Origin of the sequence: Acerihabitans sp., from assembly GCF_036398755.1 — a bacterium.
Classification (GTDB): Bacteria; Pseudomonadota; Gammaproteobacteria; order Enterobacterales; family Enterobacteriaceae; genus Acerihabitans.
On record NZ_DASWOM010000043.1, the window covers coordinates 51,655 to 76,242 of the forward strand.

The following is a 24,588-nucleotide window of genomic DNA, read 5'->3' on the forward strand; positions in this document are numbered from 1 at the left end:
AACACATTTTCACCCGGTGGCGATTCCCTTCGCTTATGAAGCGGCGTCATGGGGATCAATAGCCTGTGGCCGGCCAATGATGTTTATAACTATTGTTTTGTGTTATGCCTCCACAACAAAGCGCTATTAGCGCGTTGACGCCCTTCGCTTTTATCCTAATCCCGACCGCAAGTCACTCCATGGACTTGATTATCTGACTTCTGCCGATGCGCATCACCTGACGCCGGGTGTTCGCGCGCCGTCATTCTTGTCGCCGCCGACCTTTGGAATCCCCGGATCATGCCTGATATAGCCGATCGCCTGAAAAATGTTGCCGTTTCCGCTTCCGTAGCCATGACACAGAAGGCGCGGGACCTTGCCGCCCAGGGCGTGCGCGTGGTCGGTTTATCGACCGGCGAACCCGATTTCCCGACGCCGGAACACGCTATCGAGGCGGCCTATGCCGCAGCCCGCGCCGGGGATACGCGTTATCCCCCCACCGACGGCACCCCCGCGCTGCGGGCCGCTATTGCGCGCAAATTTAAACGCGATAACCAGCTTGAATATGATGTCTGTCAGATCATTACCGCCGGTGGCGCCAAACAGATTATTTTTAACGCCATGCTGGCGACCATTAATCCGGGCGACGAGGTGATCATTCCCACCCCGTCGTGGATAAGCTATGCCGATATTGTAAAATTCGCCGGCGGTATCCCGGTACCGGTTCTGTGTCCCCAAAGCAACGGGTTTAAGCCTTACCCCGCCGATTTGGCCGCCGCCATTACGCCCAAAACAAAATGGCTGCTGCTTAACTATCCCGGCAACCCTACCGGTTCCGTTGCCACGCGCGCGGACCTGCTGGCTATTGCACAGGTAATGCTGCGTTATCCCGGGATCTGGATATTGACTGACGATATCTACGAACATCTGATTTATGATGGCGTGACGTTTTACACTATCGCACAGGTGGAACCGCGGCTTTACGACCGGGTACTCACCGTGAATGGCGTATCCAAAGCCTACTCGATGACCGGCTGGCGTCTCGGCTTCTGCGGTGGCCCGCAGGACCTGATTAACGCGATGAGCAACGTCAATACCCAGAACAGCGGCGGGGTCTGTACCCTGACCCAGGCGGCGGCGGTGGCGGTGCTGGAGGGGCCACAGGATCTGCTGCGGGAACGGGCGGAGATTTATCGCCAGCGCCGCGATTACGTGCTGGAGCGTCTGGCCGCGGTTAACGGCCTGAGCTGCCATAAACCGCAGGGCGCATTTTATCTGTTTATCAATATCGCCGCGTTTATCGGCAAGACCACGCGCAACGGACGGCGGATTACCAGCGACGCCGATTTTGTGCTGGCACTGATCGAGGAACACCATGTGGTGACCGTACAGGGCGCGGCATATGGCATAAGCCCGTTTTTTCGTCTGTCTTACGCCACCAGTATGGCAATGCTGCAAGAAGGCTGCGATCGCATCGCCGCTTTCTGCCGGGGAATCCACTAACCGGGGACAGGCCATGCCAGAAGCGGGACAGCGCGTCATCAGGGTTTCCGGGGCGGCGCGCGGCCTTGGGTTTTATATCACCGCGCGTTTGCTGAAATCGGGCTTTGGCGCATTTTGCCGGCTGCAAACGAGGCGCTATGCCAACACCTCGGCTGCCGGGGCGACAGCGGCGCCATTCGCCTCGATTTCGCTGCGCACGATGCGGGCCAGCCCGAGGGATCCCGGCGTATCGCTGTGGATCAGGATGGACCTGGCCCTGACCGGGATCACCGGCCCGTCAAGGGTCGCCACGGTGCCGGACAATAAAAACTGGCGCACCCTGGCGCGCACCGCCGCCTCGTCGGTAATCACCGCGCCGGCGATCCCGCGCGCTACCAGCTGACCCCGCGGATCGTAAGCGCGATCGGCAAGAAACAGCGTGATGGATTGCATCCCGCAGGCTTTTGCCGCAAGCTCAATAGGCGTATCCGGCTGGGAAAAGATGATCAGCTGAGGGTCGACGCTTTTTATCGCCCGCATCACCAGCAGCGCCAGCGATTCATCCGCGTTAATCTGGTTGCCCATGGCCGCATGGAAGCTGACGTGCGCCACCACCGCCCCTTCCGCTTTGGCAATGGCGCTGAGCGCCCCGAGCTGGTAGAGCACCTGCTGGCGAATCTGCTGCGCGCTAAAGGGCAGCGCCTTGCGGCCAAACCCCTGGCGATCGGGGAAGCCGGGATGGGCGCCAATCCCCACGCCGTTCGCTTTGGCCAAACGCACCATACGCGTCATAATATCCGGGTCGCCGGCATGGAACCCGCAGGCGATATTGGCCGATGATACCACCCGCATCAATGCGTCATCGTCGCAGAGTTGATAAACGCCAAACCCTTCGCCCATGTCGGAATTCACATCTATCTTCATAGTCATTACCCGCTTTATGAGAAATCATTACCGGCCAATGGCGACCTTTATCTGCGGACATACGGCGCGCAGCTGATTCAAATAGGCGTCGATTTCCACCGCCACGGCGATGGCCTCACGGACGTCGCTCGGCACCAATTGGATGTTTTTACCGGGCAATGTCTGGCCCAGCCGCCATAAATCTTCTTCAATAATACCGGCGATTTTTGGATATCCTCCCGCCGTATTGGCATCGCTGAGCTGAATGATGGGCTCGCCGGCGGGCGGCACCTGAACCACGCCCGGCATCAAGCCATAGGAACGCATCTCCACCGCTTTCGACGGATGGAGCGGCTGGCCCGAGAGCCGGTAGCCGGTGCGGTTGCTGTGCGTCGATACGGTCCAATGCTGCGACCAGAACCGTTTGGCATCCGCCGCGAAGAGTTCATATTCCCCGGAGGGGATCGCGCGCAGCTGAATCACGCCATCCGGCGTTTGGGGAAAGACCCCGCCCAGCGCCACCGACGGCGGCGCGATGCCCAATCCCTCCGGGGGCAGCGGCGGACATGCCGTCGCCCCGGGAGACAGGCGGTCGCCTTTTTTCAGCGGCCGTCCTTCCAGGCCGCCAAAGCCGCCGCGCAGTGCGGTACTGCGCGAGCCCATGACCACGGGGACATCAATACCGCCGGCCACGCAAAGGTAACCCCGGGCGCCCTGACGGGGAAATCGCAGCTCCAGTTGCTGACCGGCTCGTACCGGGCAGCCCCACCAGGGCGGCAGATCCACGCCGTCGAGTTGCGCGCGGCAATCCGCGCCGACCACCGCGATACTGGTCGCGGCCAGAAATCGCACCCGAAAAGGAAACAGCTGGATTTCAATACCGGCCGCGTTCTCATCATTGCCGAGCAGAATATTGCCGGCGCGCAGCGCCAGCGAATCCATCGCTCCGCTGACCGACACGCCGATATGGCGAAATCCGGTGCGCCCGAGATCCTGCACCGTGTTAAGCGGCCCGGTAGCCATCACCTCAATCACAGTTCAATCCTCGCCGGCAGGAACCGCACGCTATCGCCCGGCGCCATCAGGGCCGGTTCAGCGGCGCCGGCGTCGAATACCGTTATGTCGGCAAAGCCGATGGCATTCCAGCCGTTTGGCCCGTTTAACGCCGACACGCCGGTCTGCGCGCCGCCAATGGTCACGGTGCCCTTGAGCATATGCAGCGAAGGGACGCGCTTGCGCGGGGTGGCAATAGCCCGATCCAGGCCGTGCAGATAAGCAAATCCCGGCGCGCTGCCCAAGGCGAACACCGTATAATCCCCCTGGTAATGACGACGGATCACCTCCGCCGCCGGCAATCCGCTATGCCGGCAAACAGTGTCCAGATCGATCGCCTGTTTCCCGCCATAGACCACCGGTATCTCAATCAATTTGCCCACCGGGCTGACCGCCAGCGCCTGCTCCCATAGCTGATGCAGCAGGGCATACACCAGGTCGCTGTCAGGCTGGGTCTGGCGAAACAGCACCAGCAGATTGGTTACCCCCGGAATCACCGATTCCACCTCGTCCCGGCGGCCCAGGGCGGCCGCCAACGCCCAGATACGCCGCTGGGCGGGTAAAGCGAAATCACCCGGGGCTTCAATCAGCCAGGCGCGGCTGCCGATGGTGGATATTTTTACCTTTTCGTCCTGCCCGGCGAGGAGAAAAGCGGTACGCGCGGCGGTTCCCCGGGAAAGCATGTCCATCAATTATTCCAGTGGTTCGAACTTCAGGCTGGATAAGGGCTGGACTTTCTCTTCACGCACCATGTGATATTCGGTGCCGGGGCCAATCCATTTATTCCAGATGGCGTCGATGGTTCCCTGATCTTCCATCGCTTTCAGCCCGGCGTTAACCTGTGCCAGTAACGCCGGTTCGTCTTTTTTCATGCCCACCCCAATCGGTTCCAGGGCCATCGGCTCCTTGATCATGGCCAGTTCAACGCCATCTTTTTTCGCCTGCGAGATCAATTTAATGCCGGTCATGGTATTGGTGACGAAACCGACCGCTTTATTCTGTTCGAGAGCAAGGAAAGCGGAGGCGGTATCCTGGAAGGTCAGGGCTTTGGCGCCGGCCAGATAAATCGACTGTTCCGAGGTGCTGCCCTTGGTGGCGCTGATGCGTTTGCCTTTAAAATCAGCGCGGGTTTTATCCTCGTTGACCTTTTTCACCACCAGCATCTCTTTGGCCACATAATAGGGATCGCTGAATTGAATCTGGTTACCGCGGGTCTTGGTATAGGCCAGGTTGGCGATCAACACATCCGCGCGCCCGGTGGCGATAATCGCGATGCGGGCCTCCACCGAGGTCGGCACCAGTTCAACCGGCAGCCCCATCTGTTTGGCCAGCGCCGCGCATAAGTCCACGTCCATCCCCACCAATTGACGGGTAGTGGGATCCGGCGCAGAGAACGGCGGAACGTCGGAATAGACCGCGCATTTCAGCTGGCCGCGCGCCTGGATCTCGGCAAGTTCATCCGCTTTAGCGGAAGCGTGCGCCATCAGCAGCGACATGGATAGCACAGCGCAAGGCAGTAACGTCAACTTCATCAGCATTTCCCCGACATTTCAATTAAGAGCCTGTCTACCGGCGGTACCCCCAGCGTATCCGTTACGCGCGGAAGATGAGTTAAACAATGGAAAATCAGAGGGATAATCGTGAATGCCTCGCCATTGCCTCTCAGTAAACCCACTATATAAGCAACCATCGGCCTTGTATAAGAGGGAAACATTGTGTGGTGATATGCAATATGTATGACCAGAGGGTGGGCGCGTATCGCGGGTATAAGGAAAAAGTATCCAGGCAGAGCAAAATTATCTTAACCGCAACGCGGGTTACCCCTCTATGGTAGGCATGATTTCCCGATGGGCGGGTGGTTAAGTGACAGAGTGAATATCAGTGATGGATGCAAAGACGGGCGTATTACTGAAATTAATGTCGGCCTTGTGCGCAACATTAATGCTTGCCTGCGTTAAAGGATTGCAGGGCCTGATTCCCACCGGGGAGGTGATATTTTTCCGCTCGTTCGTGGCGCTGTTCCTGTTACTCGTCTGGCTGAAGTTTCAGGGCAATATTCTCGAGCTGATTAAAACAAAGAATATTTTCGGCCATCTCATCCGCGGGTTTTCCGGTACCGGCGGCATGTACTTCAACTATCTGGCGCTGGTGTCTATCTCCCTGGCCGATGCCACCGCCATCAGCTATGCGGCGCCGTTGTTTACCGTCGTCATGGCCGCGATGTTGTTAAAAGAAAGCGTGCGCGTCTCCCGCTGGCTGGCGGTCATCATCGGCTTTGCCGGCATTATGGTCATGATGTCCGCCTATTTGGGCACCGGCGGCTCAACCCCGATTATCGGCGTGCTCTTCGCCCTACTGGCGGCGCTGTGCTCGGCCACCTCCTCAGTGCAGATCCGTTTTCTTAACGGTATCGAAAAACCCGGCGCCATTGTGTTCTATTTTTCCCTGATGACCACGTTTATCGGCCTGGCTACCCTGTTCTTTGACTGGCGGACGCCGGATGGCGGTCAGTTGCTGCTGTTGACCGGCTGCGGACTGTTTGGCGGCATGGCGCAGATCCTGATGACGCTGAGTTTGCGCCATGCGGATGCGTCGCTGCTGGCGCCATTTGATTACACCACCCTGGTCTGGTCAATGCTGATTGGTTATTTCTGCCTGGGCAGTACGCCCGGCGCCGCCACCCTGTTCGGCTCCGCCATCATCGCCGGCGCCGGTATTTTTGCCGTCTGGGGTGAAAGGCGCCGGGCGCAAACCGCCCGAACCTCAACGAGATAGCGGCGGCCGGACGTCCAGGCTCACCGCGCCCGATGTTCTTCGCCCCGCCCCGCCGGCCCCCCGTATGGCTGCCATGCCGTTAACCTGCGCCGCCCGCGGGGACTTATAAGCGCTGATTATCACAACATACCGCATGAATATTTTTGTGTTGCCCCGCATGCCGTTAGTCTGGGTTCACCGACCCTCTTCTGGATTACGCCGCCATGCATGACCTCCCCACCATCAGCTGTCTGGGCACCAGCGCCCTGCTGTTTGATCCCGGCGGCGCGCTGACGCTGTCGCAGCAACAGCGGATCTGGGCGCTGGGCCGGGCCGCGTCGGCATGGCCGGAGATTGGCGAAGCGGTGCCCTGCCTGAATAACCTGCTGCTGTATTTTGCCAGCACGCCGCCCCGCACCCTCGCCGGCCTGCGCGAACGCTTGCTGGACGAATGGCGCAAAGAGGAAAGGCTGTGCCTGGAGGGTAAGGTGGTGGATCTGCGGGTGGACTATGGTGGCGAATTCGGGCCGCGCATGGAGCATGTGTGTGAACATGCCGGCCTGAGCATCGACGCGGTGGTGGAACTGCATACCTCGGCGCTTTATACGGTATTCGGCCTGGGCAGCCATCCGGGGCATTGCTACCTGGAAGGACTTGACCCGCGTCTCGCGACGCCGCGGCGCAAAGTGCCCATCCTGAACAATCCCATGGGATCCGTTGCCATCGGCGGGCTCCAGACCAGCGTGTCGGCGTCCGCCGGACCGACCGGCTGGAACCAGATTGGCCTTACCCGGATGACCTTTTTTGATTCCGCCCGCACGCCGCCCGCGGTCATGGCCCCGGGGGATAAGATCCGCTTCTGTCCGGACAAGGTGATTCGATGATCGAAATACTTTCCGATAGCCGCCTTGCCAGCGTGCAGGATCTTGGCCGTTTCGGCCATTTGCGTCACGGCGTCGGCATGTCCGGCGCCATGGATATCCCGGCCCTGAGCGCGGGCAATTTGATGCTGGGCAACGACCCGGGTGCCGCCGGGATCGAAATCCCGTTGTTTCCGCTGCGGCTGTGTTTTCACCGGCCTTGTACCTTTGCCCTGACCGGCGCCGATACCGACGCGACGCTGGACGATGCGCCGCTGCTGCCCTGGTGGACCGCACGGGCCGCCGCCGGACAAACGCTGACGTTGAAACGCCCCCTGTGCGGCGTCCGGGCGTACCTGACCGTCGCCGGCGGCATACGGGTCGCGGACGTACTGGGTTCACGCAGCACGCAACTGCGCGGCGGATTCGGCGGCATGGCGGGACGGATGCTGCAAAAAGGCGATCTTCTGCCGCTGGCGGACAACGCCGACGCCGGGCCGGGCGGTTTCGGCATCCTGTCGCCGCTCAGCTGCCTGCCGTTGACGCGGGAAGGAGACCCGGCGGTGCGCGTCATCCCGGCGGCTGAATATCCGCTGTTTCGCCAAATATGCCGCGACGCTTTCTGGGCTGAACCCTGGAAGATCACCTCGCAGAGCAATAGATACGGCTATCGTCTGGAGGGTACGCCGCTGCTGCCAGAACAGCCGTTGGAAATGCGCTCTCATGGTATCGTGCCCGGCGTGATACAGGTGCCTCACGGCGGCCAGCCTATTATCCAGATGCGGGATGCCCAGCCGATGGGAGGATATCCCAAATTCGGCGCGGTGATTGAGGCGGATATCTGGCGGCTCGGTCAAATCCCGATCGGCAAGCGGGTGCGCTTTATTGAAGCAGATTATGAACAGGGCGTTGCCGCGCTCGACGAGCTTGATGGCTATTTAACACGGGTGCGCGACATGGTCGCGATTCAACGGTTGTCCTGCGCCGTGACCTCATTTGACTAGGAGTGTTCCATGCTGGAAGTAGATATCAATGCCGATCTCGGCGAGGGTTTCGGTCCCTGGAAAATGGGGGAGGACGAGCAGTTAATGGCACTGATTTCCTCGGCTAATATTGCCTGCGGTTTTCACGCCGGCGACCCGACGATTATGCGCGACACCCTCTCCCGGGCCAAAGCGCTGGGTATTGACGCCGGCGCCCATGTCGGGTTTCCCGATTTGGTGGGTTTCGGCCGCCGGCGCATGGCCATCGACCCGCAGGCCTTATGCGATCTGGTGCTGTATCAGCTAGCCGCCATTTCCGGCCTGGCCGATATGATAGGCCATCCCATCAAGCTGATGAGCTTTCACGGCGCGCTGGGCAATATGGTTGCCGAGGACGCGGCGCTGGCGACCCCGCTGGTGGCCGCCGTGGCCGCGTTTAACCCGGCGCTTATCATTAAGTCATCCATCAGTCCCTGCATCCGCGATGCGGCGGAAAAATGCGGCGGCATACGGGTCGAGACGGTATTTCACGCCGATCGCGCCTACGATGCCGAAGGCCTGCTGGTATCAAGGAAGCTTCCCGACGCGGTGATCCACGATCGGCAGCGGGTGATGCGGCGCGTCAGTCAATTTCTGCGCACCGGCACCGCCACCACCATCGCCGGCAATGAAATCGCCATTCCCGCCCGCTCGATACTCGTGCATGGCGACAACGCCGGCGCGGTGGAGCTGGCCCGCGCAATCAGGGCGGAAGTGGAACGTCTCGGCGGCAAGGTTCTGCCCTTGTCCAAATTATCATCCATTTGCCAACCAGAGAGATAACCATGCGTTTAGCTACCGTTGCCGCCCTGATTTTAATCACTACCGCCGCCCCGCTGCTTGCCCGTGCCGATCAGCTGGATACCCTTCTCGCCAATAAAAAAATGATCTGCGGCGTGCAGGCCAGCACGCCGCCGTTCGGCTTTCCGGATCCCAACACCCGTTTGCAGGTGGGTCACGACGTAGACCTATGCCATGCCATTGCCGATAAGCTGGGTGTCGCGGTGGATATCAAGCCGGTTTCCACCGAGGCCAAGGTCCCTGAAATCAAGCTGGGCCACGTGGATATCGGTATTATGAACCTGGCTTATACCCGCTCGCGCGGCGAGCAGATCCAGTTTAGCGATCCCTACTACATTACCCGCGAAATGCTGGTGGTGCTGGCGGAAAACGGCGCGAAGAGCCTGAAGGATTTTAAAGGCAAAAGAATCGGTTCGAGCAAGGGCTCGACCTCCGAACTGGCTACCCGTCTACAGGGCGCGGTCCCGGTGACGTTTCAGGATGCGGGTTCGGCCTATCTGGCGACGATACAGCGCAAAACCGTGGGTTTCGTCAATAACGAGATGACGGCCAAGCAATTCGTGCTGCATGCCGCCGACAGCGGGGTCAAGCTGGCGATGATCCCGCAGCCCATGGCGCTGGAACCGGTGAGCGTGGGCATGCGCAAGGGTGAAACCAGAATGTATGAAAAAATAAACAGCATTCTGGCCGAACTGGAGAGCGAGGGAAAGCTCGACGCGATTTGGAATAAATGGATCGGCCCGGGCACCCTTTATGATATGCCGCGTAAAGATAAAGTTCAGCAAATGACGGCGATTAATTTCGAGCCATTACCCTGAGCCGGATAAATATATCCGCTGATGCAGTTACATAATCCTGCAGGCGCTGTATTAATGCTCGCATTACGTCTTTTCAATAAATAACCCATGGTTATTTATTGAGGCAATATTTGCGCCATTCCGTTTGTTATTTAGATAATAAATGCATTTATCTTGCTGTCAATACGGACTTGGCAATCGCGCCGGCAGTGTATTGCAACAATATAGGGTCCCCGTTAGATTAATTTAAAGGATGTATTCATGATAAAAGAAAATGACAAATTATTATCCTGGTCGGCGGGTTCTGTCGGTTGGATAATATTCAACGATCCTGGCAAACACAATGCCATTTCAATGGACATGGCGCGCGCGGTGCCCGGTATGGTCAATGCGTTCGAGCGCGATAAAAACATTCGCGTCATTATCGTGCGCGGCGCGGGAGAGCGGGCCTTTGCCGCCGGCTCCAATATTTCATCCTTTGGCGATGTGCGTGGCAATGCCGCGCAAAACCATGAATATCATCTCATCAACGAAGCCGCCTATAACGCCATTTATTATTGCGCCAAACCGACCATTGCCATGATTCACGGTTATTGCATCGGCGGCGGCCTGGATTTCGCCACCAGCTGCGATATTCGCCTGTGCGCGGAAAATGCCGTCTTTGCTATTCCGGCCGTGCGCCTGGGATTAGGTTACGGCTATGAAGGCCAGATACGCATGAATCGCATTGTCGGACCAACCCGCGGCCGGGATATTTTCTTTACCGGCCGCCATTATAGCGCCGGCGAAGCGCTGGCCATGGGACTGGTGCACGACGTTGTCGCGGCGGAACGCCTCAAAGAGCGGGTGACGGAATATGCGCTGCAGGTGGCGCAAAACGCGCCTATGACGCTGGCGGCGCTCAAACGCGGTTTTATCGAACTCGAACGGGACGAAAGCGTACGTGATTTAGCCGCGGCGCAATCCTTGATCGATGCCTGTTTCCAGAGCGAAGACTACAAAGAAGGGTGCGGCGCCTTTGCTGAAAAACGCCTGCCGCGCTTTAAGGGAGAATGACGCATGGAAAACGCTACGCCCCGTCGCGGCCCGCTGGCCGCCATTAAAGTGCTGGACCTGACGCGGGTCCGGGCCGGTCCCGCCTGTGTGCGGCAATTCGCCGATTGGGGGGCCGATGTCATTAAAATCGAAAGTCCGGATTATATGGAGGTCAGCGACGGTTGGGGCGGCCTGCGCGACGGACCCGATTTTCAGAACCTGCACCGCAACAAACGGTCGCTGACCATCAATTTAAAAGATCCCGACGGCCTGGCGATATTTTATAAACTGGTGGCCGAAGCGGATGTGGTGGCGGAGAATTTCCGGCCCGACGTGAAGTTCCGCCTCGGCATTGATTACCAGACCTTGCGGGACATTAATCCCCGCATCGTCTACGCCAGTATTTCCGGCTTCGGCCAGGATGGCCCTTATGCCAAACGTCCCGGTTTTGACCATATCGTCCAGGGCATGGCCGGTCTGATGTCGGTCAACGGCGATCCCGGCCATGGGCCGATGCGGGCCGGTTTCGCGGTGGCCGACGTCGGCGCGGGCATGTATTGCGCCATGGCGGTCATGACCGCGCTGCTGGAGCGGCAAACCTCGGGCAAAGGCCAGTGGGTCGAGGTTTCGCTGCTGCAAACCATGATAGCCATGCTGGATTTCCAGGCGGCGCGCTGGCTATTTTTGCAAGAGATCCCCGGACAGACCGGCAATGATCATCCCACCTCCATCCCTACCGGCGTTTACCCCACCGCCGACGGTTATATCAATATCGCGGCGGGAGAGCAGGCCATGTACCGCCGGCTGTGCATCGCATTGGAAAGACCGGACCTGATAGACCACGCCGACTACGCCACCGAGGAACTGCGTTCCCATAATCGCCATGGGCTGAACGACGTGCTGTCGGTGATCATTCGCACCCGCGCCAGCGCCGAGTGGATCCGCATCTTTGAACAAGGCTCGGTGGCCGCGGGCCCGATCAACCGGATAAACGAGGTTTTCGCCGACCCGCAGGTCAGGCATCTGGACGTCGCCCGGCCGCTGAAACATCCGCGGCTGGGCGATATCGAGGTGGTCGGCCAGCCGTTTTCCCTCAGCCGCACGCCCAGCGAACTGCGCACCGCGGCGCCGGATCGGGGGGAGCATACCCATGAAATCCTGCGGGATTTAGGGTATCTGCCCGGACACATCGAGGCGTTGCGGGCCAAAGGCGTGGTCTGATTTCACTGTTGACGGCGGGACAGCACCGCCGGTCGGTTTATGCCGTATCCCATTATTTTCATTACCGTCCAAGTCCGAGGAGACTGCCATGACGACATCCCGTGCCGCACAGCGCATTCAGCGCATCAAACAATCCCCGAGCGGCGCCGCGGCGGATCGCGCGCTGGAACTCAAGCGCCAGGGTAAACCCATTATCAGCCTGGTGGTCGGCGAGCCGGACTTCGATACCCCGGCGCATATCCGGCAGGCGGCCTGGGAAGCCATGGAGCGCGGGGACACCCGTTATACCCATAACTCCGGCACTCCCGCCCTGCGCCAGGCCATCGCCGGCAAACTGCTGCGGGAAAACGGCGTTTCCTACGCGCTTAACGAGATTATTGTGACCCATGGCGCCAAGAGCGCCGTCTATCTGGCCCTCGCCGCCACGCTGGACCCCGGCGATGAAGTGATCATTCCGGCCCCTTATTGGGTGTCCTATCCGGATATGGTCTTGCTCTGCGAGGGAAAACCGGTGATTGTCCCCTGCCCGGAAACGGTGGGGTTTAAACTCACGCCGGAGAGCCTGGAGGATGCGATTACGTCGCGGACCCGCTGGCTGTTGATCAATTCGCCGAGTAATCCCACCGGCGCCAGCTACACCGCCGCCGAGTACCGTGCGCTGGCGCAAGTGCTGTTGCGCCATCCCGGGGTGATGGTCATGACCGATGAAATCTATGAGCATATCCGTTATGGCGACCAGGATAATCCCAATATCGTCGCCATTGAGCCACGTTTGCGGGACAGGACCCTGATTGTCAACGGCGTGTCGAAAAGTTATGCCATGACCGGCTGGCGCATTGGTTTTATTGCCGGGCCGGCCGATCTGATCCAGGCCGTGTCGATATTAAAGTCCCAGGCGGCCGGCACCACCTGTTCGATAAGCCAGGCGGCGGCGGTGGCCGCCTATGAAGGCGATCAATCCGTACTTGCGCTGCAGCGGGATATCTATCGCCAGCGCCGCGACACGGCGCTGGCGCTGATAAACGCCGTCGATGGCCTATCCTGCCTGCCGCCGGCCGGGGCGTTTTATCTGTATATAAACTGCGCCGGCATCCTCGGCAGGCGCACCGGGGACGGCGCGACGCTTGCCACCGACAACGACGTGGTGCTTTATCTGCTGGAAAACGCCGGCGTCGCCCTGGTGTCCGGCTCAGCCTACGGCCTGTCGCCGTACTTCAGGGCATCCATCGCCACCTCGCTTGAGAATATCGAAACCGGCATCGCGCGCATTGCGGCGGCGCTCGCCAGGCTACTACAATAACGGAAAGCCGATCATGACACTGCCAGCAGTCAACACAACGTCGATCATAGGCCGGCAGCCCGATTTCCGGGCTTCGCTGTTCGCGATGCTCGGCATCTCCCTGGTCATGCTGCTGTCGTCTCTCGAACAGACCATCGTGGGCAACGCGTTGCCGAGTATTGTCAACGATCTTGACGATTTCGGGCTTTACGCCTGGGTCGCCACCAGCTATCTCCTGGCCAGCATGGTATCAATACCGATTATCGGCCGGTTAGGCGATTATTACGGACGCAAACCGTTCGTTCTGGCGGCGACGATAATCTTCACGCTGGGTTCGGTATGGTGCGGCCTGTCCGCCACCATGCTGGAACTGGTGATTGCGCGCGGGCTGCAGGGCATCGGCGGCGGGATGGTGATCGGCAGCGCGTTCGCCTGTATTCCCGAGCTGTTCCCGGATACCCGCCGCCGGTTACGCTGGCAGATCGTCCTGAGCGTGGTATCAAGCGTGGCCAATGCCCTTGGACCGGCGCTGGGCGGCTATATCAGCACCCACTACGGCTGGCGCTTCGTGTTTTATCTGAACGTGCCGCTGGGGGTCATCGCACTGCTTTTCGCCTGGCGCTATTTGCCCTATTTCCCGCCGCAGTCCAGGGGATCGCCGCACGTTGACTGGCCCGGCGCGCTGCTGGTGGCGTCCAGCCTGATCTCACTGCAATTGTTCGTGGAATGGTTACCCCAGGGTAATAACCGGCTAAGCCTGGCGCTGTTAACGGTATTGTTGCTCTGCGCGACAGGGCTGCTGCGCTGGGAGCGGCGCGCCGTCGACCCGCTCCTGCCCGGCGCGCTGTTCGCGCATCCCGCGCTGCGCGCGCTTTACTGGCTGGCGCTGCTGGTGGGCGGCGTCATGTTTTCCCTGCTTATCTATCTGCCCTTGCTGTTCCAGGGCGGATACGGTTTCAGCCCCGCCGACGCCGGCCTGCTGATCACCCCGCTGGCGTTATGCATGACGCTGGGCGCTATCGTCAACGGCCGTCTCGTGACCCGCATCGCCAACCCGTCGCTATTGCCCTTTATCGGCGTCAGCCTGCTGCTGATTGCCAGCACCGGTTTTGCGCTGGCGGGGACGCGCGCCGGTTTCGCCACGCTGTTAACGCTCACCATCATCGCCGGCTGCGGCCTGGGCTTTACCCTGATCAACCTGACCCTGTTTACCCAGACCCTGGCGCGGCGGGAGCATATGGGCATCGCCACCGCGATGCAAAAATCGTTGCGCCTGGTGGGCGCGTTAATCACCACGGCGATCGTCGGTTCGATGATCAAATGGCTTTATCATTACAATGTCCTGCGCCTGTTTACCGCAATGGGCCAGTCCGGGCAGGCGTTTCGTTACGCCGATCCCCAGGTATTGACCCATGCGCCGCACAGCGCGGACGCGGCGCTGCAAACGTTATTGCCCATCGCGCGCATGGCGCTGATGCAAGCCATCGCGGTGAGCCTGGGGGTGGTGGTGGTACTGGCGCTGGCGGCGCTGGTGCTTATCCACCGTCTGCCGTTTATTGCCTTGACCCCCGAGGAAAACGATGTTCAACGTCCCGGAACATAAGGACCGGTCTTTCCCTTTACGCGCGGCGCGCGTCTTTCACCGATAACCGGAGTTGCCATGATATACAGTTTAGGCCCCTATAAGGTTGAAGCCGACCCTGACAGCTGGGTCGCCCCCACGGCGGTGGTGGTCGGCCGGGTACGGCTGGCGGCCGGCGCCAGCGTCTGGTTCAATGCCGTGGTACGGGGCGATAATGACGACATTACCATCGGTCCCGGCAGTAATGTCCAGGATGGCGCGGTACTGCATGCCGACCCCGGCTCGCCGCTGACCCTGGGTCGCGGCGTAACGGTCGGTCACCAGGCCATGCTGCACGGCTGCGAGATAGGCGACTACAGCCTGATCGGTATCAATGCGGTGATACTCAATGGCGCCAGGATTGGCAGGCATTGCCTGATCGGCGCGAATACCCTGATAACCGAGGGAAAAGTAATCCCCGATTATTCGCTGGTGGTCGGTTCACCGGCGCGCGTGCTACGCCAGCTAAGCGGGGAGCAGCAGCAGGCGCTTGCCGCGACCGCGGCCAATTATGTCGATAATGCCAGGCGCTACAAGGCATTATTGACCGAACTGTCCTGAAGGATCCGGTCACTGCTCCCGGGTCGCGGGAGCATGTACGCCGGCGACGTCGCCTTTTCCGCGCCGCTTGCGTTCGATACGCCGCTCAAGCCGGTTGGCGACCTCGGTTAAACCGTAGCACAGTACATAATAGGTTATGGCCAGAATGGCGAACACCTGGAACGGTTTGGTTAACAGCTGGTTGTTGACCTGATTGGCGGCAAACGTCATTTCCTGCAAATTGATGATATACCCCAGCGTCGTTTCCTTGATGATGGCGATAAACTGGCTGACGATACTGGGCAGGGAATTATACAGCGCCTGGGGCAGGATCACGTACAGGGTGGTGCGCAGATACCCCATGCCGAGGGCGCGGGCGGCTTCGATCTGGCCGGTTTGCAGCGCCTGTATGCCGCCGCGCACCACCTCGCACAGATACGCGCTTTGATACACCACCAGGGTGCACAGCATGGTGGTGAACGCGCCGATATTGCCGCCGATAAGCAGCGGCACCAGGAAATAAACCCAGAAGATCACCATGATAAGCGGAATGCCGCGCACGATATAGACCCACAGGGTGATGGGATAACGAATGCACTTAAAGGGCGAAATGCGCCCTACCGCCATCACCAGGCTGAGCGGAAAGGCAATCGCCAGCGCGGCGACGGACAGGATCAAGGTGCAGGCCAGCCCCCCCAGCGGGCCGTTGGGATATTGCCCGACCAGAAAGAGTTCCCAATTATTGCGCACGATAACAAGCAAATCGAACATAGTGTATTATCTCGCGTTTTCAGCACTGAAATGCCGGGCGATCAGTGCCCCGGCGCCCATCAGCGTCAGTGAAAAGAACAGATAGACGACAGTGGCTACCAGATAGGATTCAAAGGTTCGATAGGTGTAGTTTTCCACTTCACGCGTGGCATAGGTGAGTTCCGCCAGCCCGATGGCCATGGCCAGGCTGGTATTCTTGAATAAGGTTACCGTATGATTGATCAGCGACGGCAGGCAATTGCGTATGGCCTGCGGCATGATCACATAAACGATTGAGCGGATATACCCCAGTCCCAGCGCACGGGAAGCCTCCATCTGCCCGGTGGGGATGGCGCGCAGGCCGCTGCGCAAATCCTCGGAAAAAAAAGCGGCCTCGCATAACCCCAGGGCTATCATCGCAAAAATAAATTCGGCGCCGAAGTCGGCCAGCCATGACTGCAGTTCGGGCGGCAACACCGTGGGGATGGCGAAATACCACAGCATCAGTTGAACCAGGGTCGGCACATTGCGATGATAAGAGACGTAGGCGGCAACCAGCCTGCCGGCGATAACGCTACCACTCAACCGGATTGTCACCAGTGCCAGCGCAATCGCTAGCGCCAGCAGCCAGGTGAAGACCGTGAGTTGCAACGTCATTTCTATGCCATGGAGGATCTGCTTGCCATAGTCACCACTTAATATCGGACCGAGATCAAAATGGGTGTTCATCGTAAGGATTCCTGACATTCAATAGCGCGGTAAAAAGAGGGTAACCCGATCGTATCCTATCCGGTCTGGAAAATTCCGGGTACGGACGTCTCTCAAGACGCGTTCGACAGCCTGAACAGCGCGGTGCCATACCCGACCAGATCTCCCGGCCCTGCCAGCAGTTCGCCGATGACCCCGTCGCGGGGCGCGGTCACCGGTAAATACAGGGCGTCGATGCACAGCAGCGCCACGACGTCGCCGCGTGAGACGCGCTGGCCCGATTGCGCCAGGGGCGCGGCGCGCAGGGGATGCTGCGTCAGGAAAACCCCGGCGGCCCGCGTTGTTACCACGTCCTCCGGCGAGACGACTGTCTTCGGCCCGGCCGCCGGTTCCTGAGCGGATTGGCCCGGCGACGCGCCGCCTACGGACAGGCCGGCGGTGTTACCGGCGCGCCGGATCAGGCACAGGCGGCTATCGGGGCGCGTCAGTTCCAGCCGGCTGAGCCGCGCCTGCGCCATCCAGCTCACCAATTGTTGTATTACCTGAATCTCCATACGGCCTCCTGTGTGGTTGAACGGGATCGGTGGATGCCGGCCGCGTTTCCAGCCAGCGCTCCAGATGGTGAATATCAACGCCGCCGGCGCAAAACCCCGGTTCCGCAAGGATCTGCCGGTGCAGCGCGAGGGTACTGTCGATGCCTTCAACCCGCGTCTCGCTCAACGCCTGACGCATCCGGGCCAGGGCATCGTCGCGGTTTACGCCATGGGTAATAAGCTTGGCGATCATGGAATCGTAATAGGGAGACACCCGGTAACCGGTGTCCACATGGGTATCGACCCGCACGCCGAACCCGCCCGGCGGCTGCCAGTACGTCAGCCTGCCGGGGGTCGGCATAAAGGTTAACGGATTTTCCGCGTTAATGCGGCATTCCACCGCATGCCCGGTAGTGCGGATATCGTCCTGGGTAAAACCGAGGGGCTCGCCCCGGGCGACCCGGATTTGCTGTTGCACAATGTCGATGCCGGTGATCATTTCGGTGACCGGATGTTCCACTTGCAGGCGGGTATTCATCTCGATAAAAAAGAACGCATTGTCCTGATACAGGAACTCAAAGGTTCCCACGCCACAATAGCCTATTTGCCGGCATGCCTCGACACAACGCCGGCCGATGGCGGCGATCGCCGCCGGGTCGATACCCGGCGCCGGCGCTTCTTCAATCACCTTTTGGTGGCGCCGTTGCAGCGAACAGTCGCGGCTGCCCAGCCATAGCGCCGTACCGTGGCGATCGCACAGCACCTGGATTTCCACATGGCGGGGATGCGCGAGAAACTTCTCGATATACACGGTGGCATTATTAAAGGCGTGGCGCGCCTCCTCCCGGGTCAGGTCAATGGCGGCGGGCAGTTCGGCGCCGGTTTGCACCATCCGCATGCCCCGTCCGCCGCCGCCGCCCGCCGCCTTGATAATCACCGGATAACCTATGTCGGCGGCAATGGCGTCCAGCTCAAGGGCGTCGGTGGGCAGGGTATCCTCGAAACCCGGCACGCAGGGCATGCCCGCGCCGCGCATGGCGCGTTTGGCGGCGATCTTGTCGCCCATGGTGCGCAGGCACGCCACATCGGGACCGATAAACGTCAGGCCGGCGGCGTTGACCCGTGCGGCGAAGCCCGCATTCTCCGATAGAAAACCATAACCGGGATGAATGGCCTGCGCGCGGCTGGCCTTGGCCGCCAGCAGCAGCGCGGCCTGGTTCATATAGCTGTCCGCCGGCGCGGCGGGGCCGATGCACAGCGCCAGATCAGCCTGGCGCACATAAGCGGCGTCGCGATCCGCCTCGGAATAGACCACGACCGTCCGCAGCCCCAGGCCCCGGCAGGCGCGCAGAATACGCAGCGCAATTTCGCCGCGATTGGCGATCAATACACTATCAAACATAGAATTGCCTCGGGAAAGATGAGCGGCTCGCCCTAGATGATATGGAACAGCGGCTGTTCGGCATCAACTTCCTGGCCCGGCGCAACCAGGATCGATTGCAGCGTGCCGGCGCAGTCGGCGGTAACCGGATGGAACATTTTCATCGCTTCAAGCAGCCCCAGCGTCTGCCCTTCCAGAATGCTGTCGCCGGGGCGAACAAACGGCGGCTGATCAGGCGCCGGCGTAAGATGCAATACGCCGTAAAAAGGCGCGCGCACTTCCGTTATCCACGCCGGCGGTCCGGCCGGTCCCGGCGCATCGGCGACGGCCGGTGGTGCAGCGCCGCCCGTCGGCGGCATCAGGGGGGGATGAGGCCGCGCCGGCCCTGCGTCCGTCGCCACGGCCTCCCTGTCCCGGTATAGTTTCAGCGTGCAGTTATGCTCGCTGAAGTCGAGTTCGACCAGATCGCTGCTCGCCATAAGATCTATCAACGCCTTGATTCGCAGTTGATCCATAAATCCGCTGTCTCCTTGAACGCTATACGTTTTATTGTGGTTAAGGCTGCGTACCGATGCTGAATAGTAGCGGTCTGCCTTGGTGCAGGATAAGACAGATTGTCTCTGAAGTGATAACCGACGTTTATAGAAACGGCGCCGCGGATCCCCCGACGCCGCGCCGGACGCGCCTTTCCCGGTAAGTGGCACGTAATATGCAAGGAAAGGGTTGTATTCGGGATTTTTTCCCTACACCCCTTTTTGCAAGCAGATAAACTATGAACCTGCGTCGGTTAAAATATTTTGTCAAAAGCATCGAGATTGGCAGCCTGACCCAAGCGGCCGAAGTGTTATTCGTGGCCCAGCCGGCTCTGAGCCAGCAATTGTCGGTGTTGGAACATGAACTGAAACAAACCTTATTGATCCGCAACAAGCGTGGTGTCCAGCCGACCGAGGCGGGCAAGGTGCTCTATCGTAAAGCACAGCTTATCCTCCGTTTATGCGAGCAGGCGCATATGGAGGTGCAGACCGCCGGCCAGAACCTGTCAGGCAGCGTCAGCATCGGTCTGGCGCAGTGCTCAATGGCGGAGCAGCTGGCAATCCCGCTGCTAAAGGCGGTGCGCGACGCCTATCCGGACATCTCCCTTAACCTGAATCAAAATTCCGGCGTGCGCCAGAGCGAGCTGGTGATGAATGGAAATCTGGATTTGGCGCTGTTGGGCACCAGTCTTTACGGCACCACGATGCCGCACGGTATTCTTTTTTCGCCGCTCCTGGAAGAGGAACTGTATTTGGTGAGCAACCAGATCACGGTGGAAAATGGAGAGATAGAACTGGAAGACGTCATGGAGATGGATCTTGTTTTGCCCAACAGAAATCATTTTTTACGCAAGACGGTGGATGACGCGTTTATCCGGATAGGCAGCACACCCCGGATCGTAGCGGAAATTTCCACCAATGTTACGCTGAATCAAGCTGTGATTGCCGGCATCGGTTCAACCATTCTGCCGGCATCGGTCGCCTTACCCCTTAGCGATTCATCTTCCAAGCTGCGCCATGCCCGCATCCAGCCGATTCTGGTAACGACGCTGGCGTTATGCGAATCAAAATCCCTGTCCTTATCCCTGCCGGCGCAGGCGGTAAAACAAACCATACTCAATATCCTGGCACAACATGCGTTAACCCTGCGTATGCGCCACGATCGCGGATTTATCAGCCCTCACCTGCCCGCATCGGAAAAAATATGAGGTCCATCACTCAGCGGGTGGAGCGGCGCGCAGTCCAATCCCGACGCGGGCTGGCGTTATCCCGCGCGCGTTACCGCGGCAATCAGCTGTATCTCCACCGGCGCATTGCCCGGCAGGGTGGCGACACCCACGGCGGCGCGCGCGCCAATCCCCGCCTGGCCCAGGGTGGCGAACAGATATTCGGAGGCGAAGTCCGCCAACCGCGAATGCGCCTGGAAATCACTATCGCCGGCAATAAATACCGTCATGCTGAGCACGCCGCCGATGGTCTCGCCGCCGGCAAGCAGGCCTTGTATTGCCTCGACAGCATTCGTACAGGCCAGCACCACGGCGCTTTGATAATCTGAAAGGGGCCGGCCGGCGCTGACCGGGCCTTGCATGGTCAGGATGCCGCCGCGCCTTGGCGTCATCCCCGACGTGAAAACCCAATCGCCTTGCCGTTTTGCGGGCTGGTATTGGCCCTGGGGAACCGGTCCCGTGATGCTAGGCTTGCCATTCATACGCGATAACGCTCTATTAACGCCATCATGCGCCCGACGGCATTGACCGCGGCGTGATGATCCTGCGAGAAATTAAGCCGGACGCTGTTGCCGGCATCGGGGCTGAATTCGGTGCCGGGCGTGACGATCACCTTGGCCTGATAACGAAGGATGCGCACAAAGTCGTGGGGGGAAACGGCCAGCGCCGGCAGCCGCGCAAAAAGATAGCTCCCCGCCTGCGGCAGCCTCGCCGCCACGCCTGCGACCGCTGTCAGCATCGAATGTAATTCATCCCTGATCGCCTGGTGGCGCCGGATTCGCTCCTCCATCCACCCGTCCGGCTCCGCGAGCCAGGTTTGCAGGACGGACTGACTGTAGCCGGCGGCGCGGAGCGAAACGATGGCCTGCAGTTTTTCCATCCGGGTGATAATGGCGGGCGAACCGAACGCCACCCCCAGCCGGTATCCGCTTAATGATTCCGTTTTGGAGGGTCCCATAATGGTGATGATATTGTGCGCAGAGCCCTCCACAGCACGCAGATGGGTATAAGTCGTGCCGCTATAAACAAGACGGGAATACAGCTGATCCACAATCACCGTGACGCCATAGCGGCCGGCCAGTCGTGAAATATGATCGATTTCCGTGCGTGAATACACCACACCCGCCGGATTATTGGGGTTGGAAAAAACAAAGACCTTCACCCCCGCCCTGAACGCGTCTTCCAGTTCGCCCAGATCAAGCCCGGCGCTGTCGTTGGTGGCGTGATAGTCCATGCGCACCGGAACTATCTCACCGTCAAGGAACTGCACCAATTTACGGTTGGCGAAATAATCGGGCCGCACGATAGCCACCTTGTCGCCGGCGCTGATGGTCGATGCCAGCGCAAGAAACAGCGCGCCCTGTGACCCCGGCGTAATGATCAGGTCGTCGGTTCCCGCCACGGGCGCGCCGGTGAACCGCGCAAGCCTGACGGCCAGCGCCTCGCGGATCCCGGCATCGCCACGATATTCGGTATAGGCCCGCTTGCCGCCGATCTGAACCCCCTGCGCAAAGCAATCGAACGAGCCGGGCGACGGTTCGAAGGCGTCGACGTCGCCATGGGAAAAATCGACGGGCGCGCCGGACAATATTTCGCCAATAACCAACGCGTCGATATCGTCGCCCGGATGGCGCACTTCCTGTCCCGGGGCATTATCGGTAGCCAGTGTTCTGAATTTCTCGTCGAGCGATGTCATTTCATCCCCATAGTCTTCAGTGATTACTCTTGTTGCGCAGCCACCCGCCGGCCATGGTTTTACCGATAGAGGACGGGCGGCGTCGGCGGATATTACGACTCTAGCCAATAATGGCGGACAGGTATAAGACATAACGGGTTTGAGGTAATAAATGGCGCTTATAGATTGGCCCTGTGGCATTCACTATGGCTATCGATGCCGGCAAAAATTGCGCTTGCCGCGCCGGCAACAGATCATTTATTGCCTGTGAGCGTTACCGCCATGCCGCCATGCGATATGCGATATGCGTAACACTGACTGTTAATCCTGCGTTGCGAAACCCTGTTTCTGCTTAACCGGCGCTAACATCATGCCTTTATTATAATGTTTTATTATATTTCGTCCTTGAAAATGCCCTCTTAAAACAAATCACTCCCGCTTTTTTTAGCCGGCCGCCCCGTTAAACATGCTTAGGCATTTCGCGCTTATCGCTTTTTAGGCGGCTTTGCTCGCGGGCGTTTAGGGCATTAGGCCCTGGCGGATCATGAAGCCAAAAGGTTAACTAAATATTTCCATTCTACCCGCCCGGCCATCAATTGCATATAAAACAAAGAATAACCCGTCATATGAAATTGTTCTGGTATTAACATCTTTGCCGCATGGTGGTTTTTGCAGCGCTTGCGCGTCCTAAAGAGTCATAGTATAAACACTATAGTTTTAAATATATATTTATGCGGTGCAGGCAGGATAGATATGCACTCCAGGCAGGAGGCCTTCTCGTACAGTTCATCTCATTACATAACCGGGGAAAGGCGAATATGTTTCTGTTAAACAAGGCAATAAAACTCTCTGCCATGAGTCTGCTGCTGCTCGGCGCGGGATGGGCGCACGCCGCCGGCACGTTAAGGATCGCCATGACCCTGGCGGATATGCCGGTGCTTGACGGCGCGCCCGACCAGGGAACGGAAGGCGTCTCCTTCGGGGGTTATACCGTTTTTGACCCCCTGGTTGAATGGGATCTGTCCAGCAGCGATAAAGCCTCGGTATTACGCCCGGGCCTGGCCACCAAATGGTATGTTTCGCCAACGGATAAAGGGAATACCCATTGGATATTTGAATTACGCAAAGGGGTGAAATTCCATGACGGGTCGGATTTTAACGCCGACGCCGTGGTATTTAACCTGGAGCGCGTTTTTAATAAGGATTATCCGGCTTACGATGTGTCAATCCAGAAACAGATGGTGCCTTATATTAACGACGTAAAGAGCTGGAAAAAAATTGACGATTACACCATCGAGATTGAAACCAATAAAATAGACGCGTTTTTCCCTTATCAAATGACCCGGCTGTTAATCGCGTCGCCGGCGCAATGGGAAAAAACGGGCAAAAGCTGGATGGCCTTTCGCAAGCAGCCGTCGGGAACCGGCCCCTGGCGTCTGGACAAGCTGGTGGCGCATCAGCGCGCCGAACTGGTGCCCAATAAAAATTACTGGGACACCGCGCGTGAACCCAAGCTGGACCGGCTGATCCTGATGCCGATCCCCGACCCTTCCGCCCGCACCGCGGCGCTGCTGTCCGGGGCGGTGGACTGGATTGAAAGCCCGGCGCCGGACACAGTCGATCGGATGAAAAAATCCGGCATGACGATTTCCACCAATACCATTCCGCACGTCTGGCCCTATACCGTCAGCGTACTGCCCGGCTCGCCTTTTGCCGATATCCGGGTGCGCAAGGCGGTCAATCTCGGGATCGACCGCGACGGCATGGTGCAGCTGCTGCACGGGCTGGCCTCGCCCGCCACCGCGCAAATGCCGCCGGGCAATCCCTGGTACGGCAACCCCAGCTTCCAGATCAAATACGATCCCGAGGAAGCAAAACGCTTATTAAAAGAAGCGGGATATGGCCCGGACCATCCCCTGAAGCTGAAAGTCGCCATTTCCACCTCCGGCTCCGGCCAGATGTATCCGCTGATGATGAACGAATTCATCCAGGAGGATATGCGTAAAATCGGCGTTGACCTTCAGTTCGAGGTCTTCGAATGGGAAGCCCTGCGCGGACGGCGGCGCGACGGCGCGGCGTCGCCGGAAAACAAGGGTATCGACGCCATCAATAACAGCTGGTCGACCACCGATCCCTATTATGCCTTGATCCGTTATCTGGACCCGAAGGAAGTCCCGCCGCAGGGCACCAACTGGGGCGGCGTTAACGATGCGGTGATAACGCCCCTGATAAGGCAGGTACAGCAGGAGTTCGACCCCGTGAAACAGGACGCGCTGCTCGCGCAGATCCATACCCGGTTTGTCGATCAGGCCTATTTCATCTGGGTGGTCCATGACGTGGGTTCGCGCGCCATGTCGCCCAAGGTGCAGGGGTACGTCCACGCGCAAAGCTGGTTCTCCGATTTTTCACCTGTTTATATGAAGCCGTAACGAGGC

The 24,588-nt window shown here is 59.3% G+C and carries 23 protein-coding genes and 1 pseudogene; 13 read left to right on the plus strand and 11 right to left on the minus strand.

Going from position 1 to position 24,588, the window contains the following annotated elements; genetic code table 11:
- The first annotated feature begins 279 nt into the window (after positions 1-279).
- On the plus strand, positions 280-1,482 hold the full coding sequence (locus VGC33_RS07250; protein ID WP_331120076.1) for a pyridoxal phosphate-dependent aminotransferase: 1,203 nt from the start codon (positions 280-282) through the stop codon (positions 1,480-1,482).
- 135 nt (positions 1,483-1,617) lie between these two features.
- Here the strand turns inward: VGC33_RS07250 and VGC33_RS07255 are convergent, their stop codons facing one another.
- From VGC33_RS07255 to VGC33_RS07270, 4 genes are read right to left on the minus strand one after another with little or no spacing between them, the layout of a single operon-like run.
- On the minus strand, positions 1,618-2,385 hold the full coding sequence (locus tag VGC33_RS07255) for a 5-oxoprolinase subunit PxpA (RefSeq protein ID WP_331120077.1): 768 nt from the start codon (positions 2,383-2,385) through the stop codon (positions 1,618-1,620).
- Positions 2,386-2,412: 27 nt separating this feature from the next.
- Entirely contained in the window at positions 2,413-3,399 is a 987-nt protein-coding gene (locus VGC33_RS07260) for a 5-oxoprolinase subunit C family protein (RefSeq protein ID WP_331120078.1), read from the minus strand.
- The gene (gene pxpB, locus VGC33_RS07265; protein ID WP_331120115.1) at positions 3,396-4,100 is read right to left on the minus strand and encodes a 5-oxoprolinase subunit PxpB; all 705 of its coding nucleotides are present in this window, start codon (positions 4,098-4,100) and stop codon (positions 3,396-3,398) included. The genes VGC33_RS07260 and pxpB (VGC33_RS07265) overlap by 4 nt, the downstream gene beginning before the upstream one ends.
- Before the next feature lie 9 nt (positions 4,101-4,109).
- Positions 4,110-4,913, minus strand: coding sequence for a transporter substrate-binding domain-containing protein (locus VGC33_RS07270; RefSeq protein WP_414636906.1), 804 nt, complete (start codon positions 4,911-4,913; stop codon positions 4,110-4,112).
- Positions 4,914-5,301: 388 nt separating this feature from the next.
- Here VGC33_RS07270 and VGC33_RS07275 point away from each other — a divergent pair, with 388 nt between their 5' ends.
- The 10 genes from VGC33_RS07275 to VGC33_RS07320 all read left to right on the plus strand — a co-directional run bounded on the left by VGC33_RS07275 (position 5,302) and on the right by VGC33_RS07320 (position 15,368).
- The gene (locus VGC33_RS07275) at positions 5,302-6,192 is read left to right on the plus strand and encodes a DMT family transporter (RefSeq protein WP_331120080.1); all 891 of its coding nucleotides are present in this window, start codon (positions 5,302-5,304) and stop codon (positions 6,190-6,192) included.
- Positions 6,193-6,395: 203 nt separating this feature from the next.
- Positions 6,396-7,055 carry a 5-oxoprolinase subunit PxpB gene (gene pxpB, locus VGC33_RS07280; RefSeq protein ID WP_331120081.1) on the plus strand — a complete coding sequence of 220 codons (660 nt, stop codon included), beginning with the start codon at positions 6,396-6,398 and terminating at the stop codon, positions 7,053-7,055.
- On the plus strand, positions 7,052-8,035 hold the full coding sequence (locus tag VGC33_RS07285) for a 5-oxoprolinase subunit C family protein (RefSeq protein WP_331120082.1): 984 nt from the start codon (positions 7,052-7,054) through the stop codon (positions 8,033-8,035). Before pxpB (VGC33_RS07280) ends, VGC33_RS07285 begins: the two co-directional genes overlap by 4 nt.
- A 9-nt stretch (positions 8,036-8,044) precedes the next feature.
- Positions 8,045-8,836 carry a 5-oxoprolinase subunit PxpA gene (locus tag VGC33_RS07290; RefSeq protein ID WP_331120083.1) on the plus strand — a complete coding sequence of 264 codons (792 nt, stop codon included), beginning with the start codon at positions 8,045-8,047 and terminating at the stop codon, positions 8,834-8,836.
- A gap of 2 nt (positions 8,837-8,838) precedes the next feature.
- On the plus strand, positions 8,839-9,672 hold the full coding sequence (locus tag VGC33_RS07295; RefSeq protein ID WP_331120084.1) for a transporter substrate-binding domain-containing protein: 834 nt from the start codon (positions 8,839-8,841) through the stop codon (positions 9,670-9,672).
- A gap of 240 nt (positions 9,673-9,912) precedes the next feature.
- Positions 9,913-10,707 carry an enoyl-CoA hydratase gene (locus tag VGC33_RS07300; protein ID WP_331120085.1) on the plus strand — a complete coding sequence of 265 codons (795 nt, stop codon included), beginning with the start codon at positions 9,913-9,915 and terminating at the stop codon, positions 10,705-10,707.
- Positions 10,708-10,710: 3 nt separating this feature from the next.
- On the plus strand, positions 10,711-11,907 hold the full coding sequence (locus tag VGC33_RS07305; RefSeq protein WP_331120086.1) for a CaiB/BaiF CoA transferase family protein: 1,197 nt from the start codon (positions 10,711-10,713) through the stop codon (positions 11,905-11,907).
- An 88-nt stretch (positions 11,908-11,995) separates the two neighbouring features.
- A complete protein-coding gene (locus VGC33_RS07310; RefSeq protein ID WP_331120087.1) occupies positions 11,996-13,207 on the plus strand; it encodes an aspartate transaminase in 1,212 nt (403 codons plus the stop codon).
- Positions 13,208-13,220: 13 nt separating this feature from the next.
- Positions 13,221-14,789 carry an MFS transporter gene (locus tag VGC33_RS07315; RefSeq protein WP_331120088.1) on the plus strand — a complete coding sequence of 523 codons (1,569 nt, stop codon included), beginning with the start codon at positions 13,221-13,223 and terminating at the stop codon, positions 14,787-14,789.
- Positions 14,790-14,846: 57 nt separating this feature from the next.
- Positions 14,847-15,368: a gamma carbonic anhydrase family protein gene (locus VGC33_RS07320; RefSeq protein WP_331120089.1), complete on the plus strand. Its 522-nt coding sequence runs from the start codon at positions 14,847-14,849 to the stop codon at positions 15,366-15,368.
- 9 nt (positions 15,369-15,377) lie between these two features.
- On the opposite strand, the gene VGC33_RS07325 is transcribed toward VGC33_RS07320, so the two are convergent.
- The 5 genes and pseudogenes from VGC33_RS07325 to VGC33_RS07345 form a co-directional block, all read right to left on the minus strand.
- Positions 15,378-16,118 (minus strand): amino acid ABC transporter permease, encoded by a 741-nt coding sequence (locus VGC33_RS07325; RefSeq protein ID WP_331120090.1) that lies wholly within the window; start codon positions 16,116-16,118, stop codon positions 15,378-15,380.
- A 6-nt stretch (positions 16,119-16,124) separates the two neighbouring features.
- Positions 16,125-16,826 (minus strand): amino acid ABC transporter permease, encoded by a 702-nt coding sequence (locus VGC33_RS07330; protein ID WP_331120091.1) that lies wholly within the window; start codon positions 16,824-16,826, stop codon positions 16,125-16,127.
- Between the two features lie 92 nt (positions 16,827-16,918).
- Positions 16,919-17,359 (minus strand): acetyl-CoA carboxylase biotin carboxyl carrier protein, encoded by a 441-nt coding sequence (locus VGC33_RS07335; protein ID WP_331120092.1) that lies wholly within the window; start codon positions 17,357-17,359, stop codon positions 16,919-16,921.
- 49 nt (positions 17,360-17,408) lie between these two features.
- Positions 17,409-18,740, minus strand: a pseudogene (gene accC, locus VGC33_RS07340) (acetyl-CoA carboxylase biotin carboxylase subunit); the annotation flags it as partial.
- A 32-nt stretch (positions 18,741-18,772) separates the two neighbouring features.
- Positions 18,773-19,234 carry an acetyl-CoA carboxylase biotin carboxyl carrier protein gene (locus VGC33_RS07345; RefSeq protein ID WP_331120093.1) on the minus strand — a complete coding sequence of 154 codons (462 nt, stop codon included), beginning with the start codon at positions 19,232-19,234 and terminating at the stop codon, positions 18,773-18,775.
- A 257-nt stretch (positions 19,235-19,491) separates the two neighbouring features.
- Between VGC33_RS07345 and nac the strand changes: the two genes are divergently transcribed.
- Entirely contained in the window at positions 19,492-20,460 is a 969-nt protein-coding gene (nac, locus tag VGC33_RS07350) for a nitrogen assimilation transcriptional regulator NAC (RefSeq protein ID WP_331120094.1), read from the plus strand.
- A gap of 56 nt (positions 20,461-20,516) precedes the next feature.
- On the opposite strand, the gene VGC33_RS07355 is transcribed toward nac, so the two are convergent.
- Together VGC33_RS07355 and VGC33_RS07360 are read right to left on the minus strand one after the other, a co-directional pair.
- A complete protein-coding gene (locus VGC33_RS07355; RefSeq protein WP_331120095.1) occupies positions 20,517-20,960 on the minus strand; it encodes a RidA family protein in 444 nt (147 codons plus the stop codon).
- Positions 20,957-22,174 (minus strand): pyridoxal phosphate-dependent aminotransferase, encoded by a 1,218-nt coding sequence (locus VGC33_RS07360; RefSeq protein ID WP_331120096.1) that lies wholly within the window; start codon positions 22,172-22,174, stop codon positions 20,957-20,959. The genes VGC33_RS07355 and VGC33_RS07360 overlap by 4 nt, the downstream gene beginning before the upstream one ends.
- A gap of 797 nt (positions 22,175-22,971) precedes the next feature.
- Here VGC33_RS07360 and VGC33_RS07365 point away from each other — a divergent pair.
- Complete coding sequence (locus tag VGC33_RS07365; protein ID WP_331120097.1) at positions 22,972-24,582, plus strand: ABC transporter substrate-binding protein; 1,611 nt, start codon at positions 22,972-22,974, stop codon at positions 24,580-24,582.
- Positions 24,583-24,588 lie beyond the last annotated feature (6 nt).

What these genes read in the sequence shown, in the direction of transcription:
- VGC33_RS07250 (WP_331120076.1), top strand. Translation starts at nt 280, where the DNA reads ATGCCTGATATAGCCGATCGCCTGAAAAATGTTGCCGTTTCCGCTTCC.
- VGC33_RS07255 (WP_331120077.1), bottom strand. Translation starts at nt 2,385, where the DNA reads ATGAAGATAGATGTGAATTCCGACATGGGCGAAGGGTTTGGCGTTTAT.
- pxpB (WP_331120115.1), bottom strand. Translation starts at nt 4,100, where the DNA reads ATGCTTTCCCGGGGAACCGCCGCGCGTACCGCTTTTCTCCTCGCCGGG.
- VGC33_RS07270 (WP_414636906.1), bottom strand. Translation starts at nt 4,913, where the DNA reads ATGTCGCTGCTGATGGCGCACGCTTCCGCTAAAGCGGATGAACTTGCC.
- VGC33_RS07275 (WP_331120080.1), top strand. Translation starts at nt 5,302, where the DNA reads ATGGATGCAAAGACGGGCGTATTACTGAAATTAATGTCGGCCTTGTGC.
- pxpB (WP_331120081.1), top strand. Translation starts at nt 6,396, where the DNA reads ATGCATGACCTCCCCACCATCAGCTGTCTGGGCACCAGCGCCCTGCTG.
- VGC33_RS07285 (WP_331120082.1), top strand. Translation starts at nt 7,052, where the DNA reads ATGATCGAAATACTTTCCGATAGCCGCCTTGCCAGCGTGCAGGATCTT.
- VGC33_RS07290 (WP_331120083.1), top strand. Translation starts at nt 8,045, where the DNA reads ATGCTGGAAGTAGATATCAATGCCGATCTCGGCGAGGGTTTCGGTCCC.
- VGC33_RS07295 (WP_331120084.1), top strand. Translation starts at nt 8,839, where the DNA reads ATGCGTTTAGCTACCGTTGCCGCCCTGATTTTAATCACTACCGCCGCC.
- VGC33_RS07300 (WP_331120085.1), top strand. Translation starts at nt 9,913, where the DNA reads ATGATAAAAGAAAATGACAAATTATTATCCTGGTCGGCGGGTTCTGTC.
- VGC33_RS07305 (WP_331120086.1), top strand. Translation starts at nt 10,711, where the DNA reads ATGGAAAACGCTACGCCCCGTCGCGGCCCGCTGGCCGCCATTAAAGTG.
- VGC33_RS07310 (WP_331120087.1), top strand. Translation starts at nt 11,996, where the DNA reads ATGACGACATCCCGTGCCGCACAGCGCATTCAGCGCATCAAACAATCC.
- VGC33_RS07315 (WP_331120088.1), top strand. Translation starts at nt 13,221, where the DNA reads ATGACACTGCCAGCAGTCAACACAACGTCGATCATAGGCCGGCAGCCC.
- VGC33_RS07320 (WP_331120089.1), top strand. Translation starts at nt 14,847, where the DNA reads ATGATATACAGTTTAGGCCCCTATAAGGTTGAAGCCGACCCTGACAGC.
- VGC33_RS07325 (WP_331120090.1), bottom strand. Translation starts at nt 16,118, where the DNA reads ATGTTCGATTTGCTTGTTATCGTGCGCAATAATTGGGAACTCTTTCTG.
- VGC33_RS07330 (WP_331120091.1), bottom strand. Translation starts at nt 16,826, where the DNA reads ATGAACACCCATTTTGATCTCGGTCCGATATTAAGTGGTGACTATGGC.
- VGC33_RS07335 (WP_331120092.1), bottom strand. Translation starts at nt 17,359, where the DNA reads ATGGAGATTCAGGTAATACAACAATTGGTGAGCTGGATGGCGCAGGCG.
- VGC33_RS07345 (WP_331120093.1), bottom strand. Translation starts at nt 19,234, where the DNA reads ATGGATCAACTGCGAATCAAGGCGTTGATAGATCTTATGGCGAGCAGC.
- nac (WP_331120094.1), top strand. Translation starts at nt 19,492, where the DNA reads ATGAACCTGCGTCGGTTAAAATATTTTGTCAAAAGCATCGAGATTGGC.
- VGC33_RS07355 (WP_331120095.1), bottom strand. Translation starts at nt 20,960, where the DNA reads ATGAATGGCAAGCCTAGCATCACGGGACCGGTTCCCCAGGGCCAATAC.
- VGC33_RS07360 (WP_331120096.1), bottom strand. Translation starts at nt 22,174, where the DNA reads ATGACATCGCTCGACGAGAAATTCAGAACACTGGCTACCGATAATGCC.
- VGC33_RS07365 (WP_331120097.1), top strand. Translation starts at nt 22,972, where the DNA reads ATGTTTCTGTTAAACAAGGCAATAAAACTCTCTGCCATGAGTCTGCTG.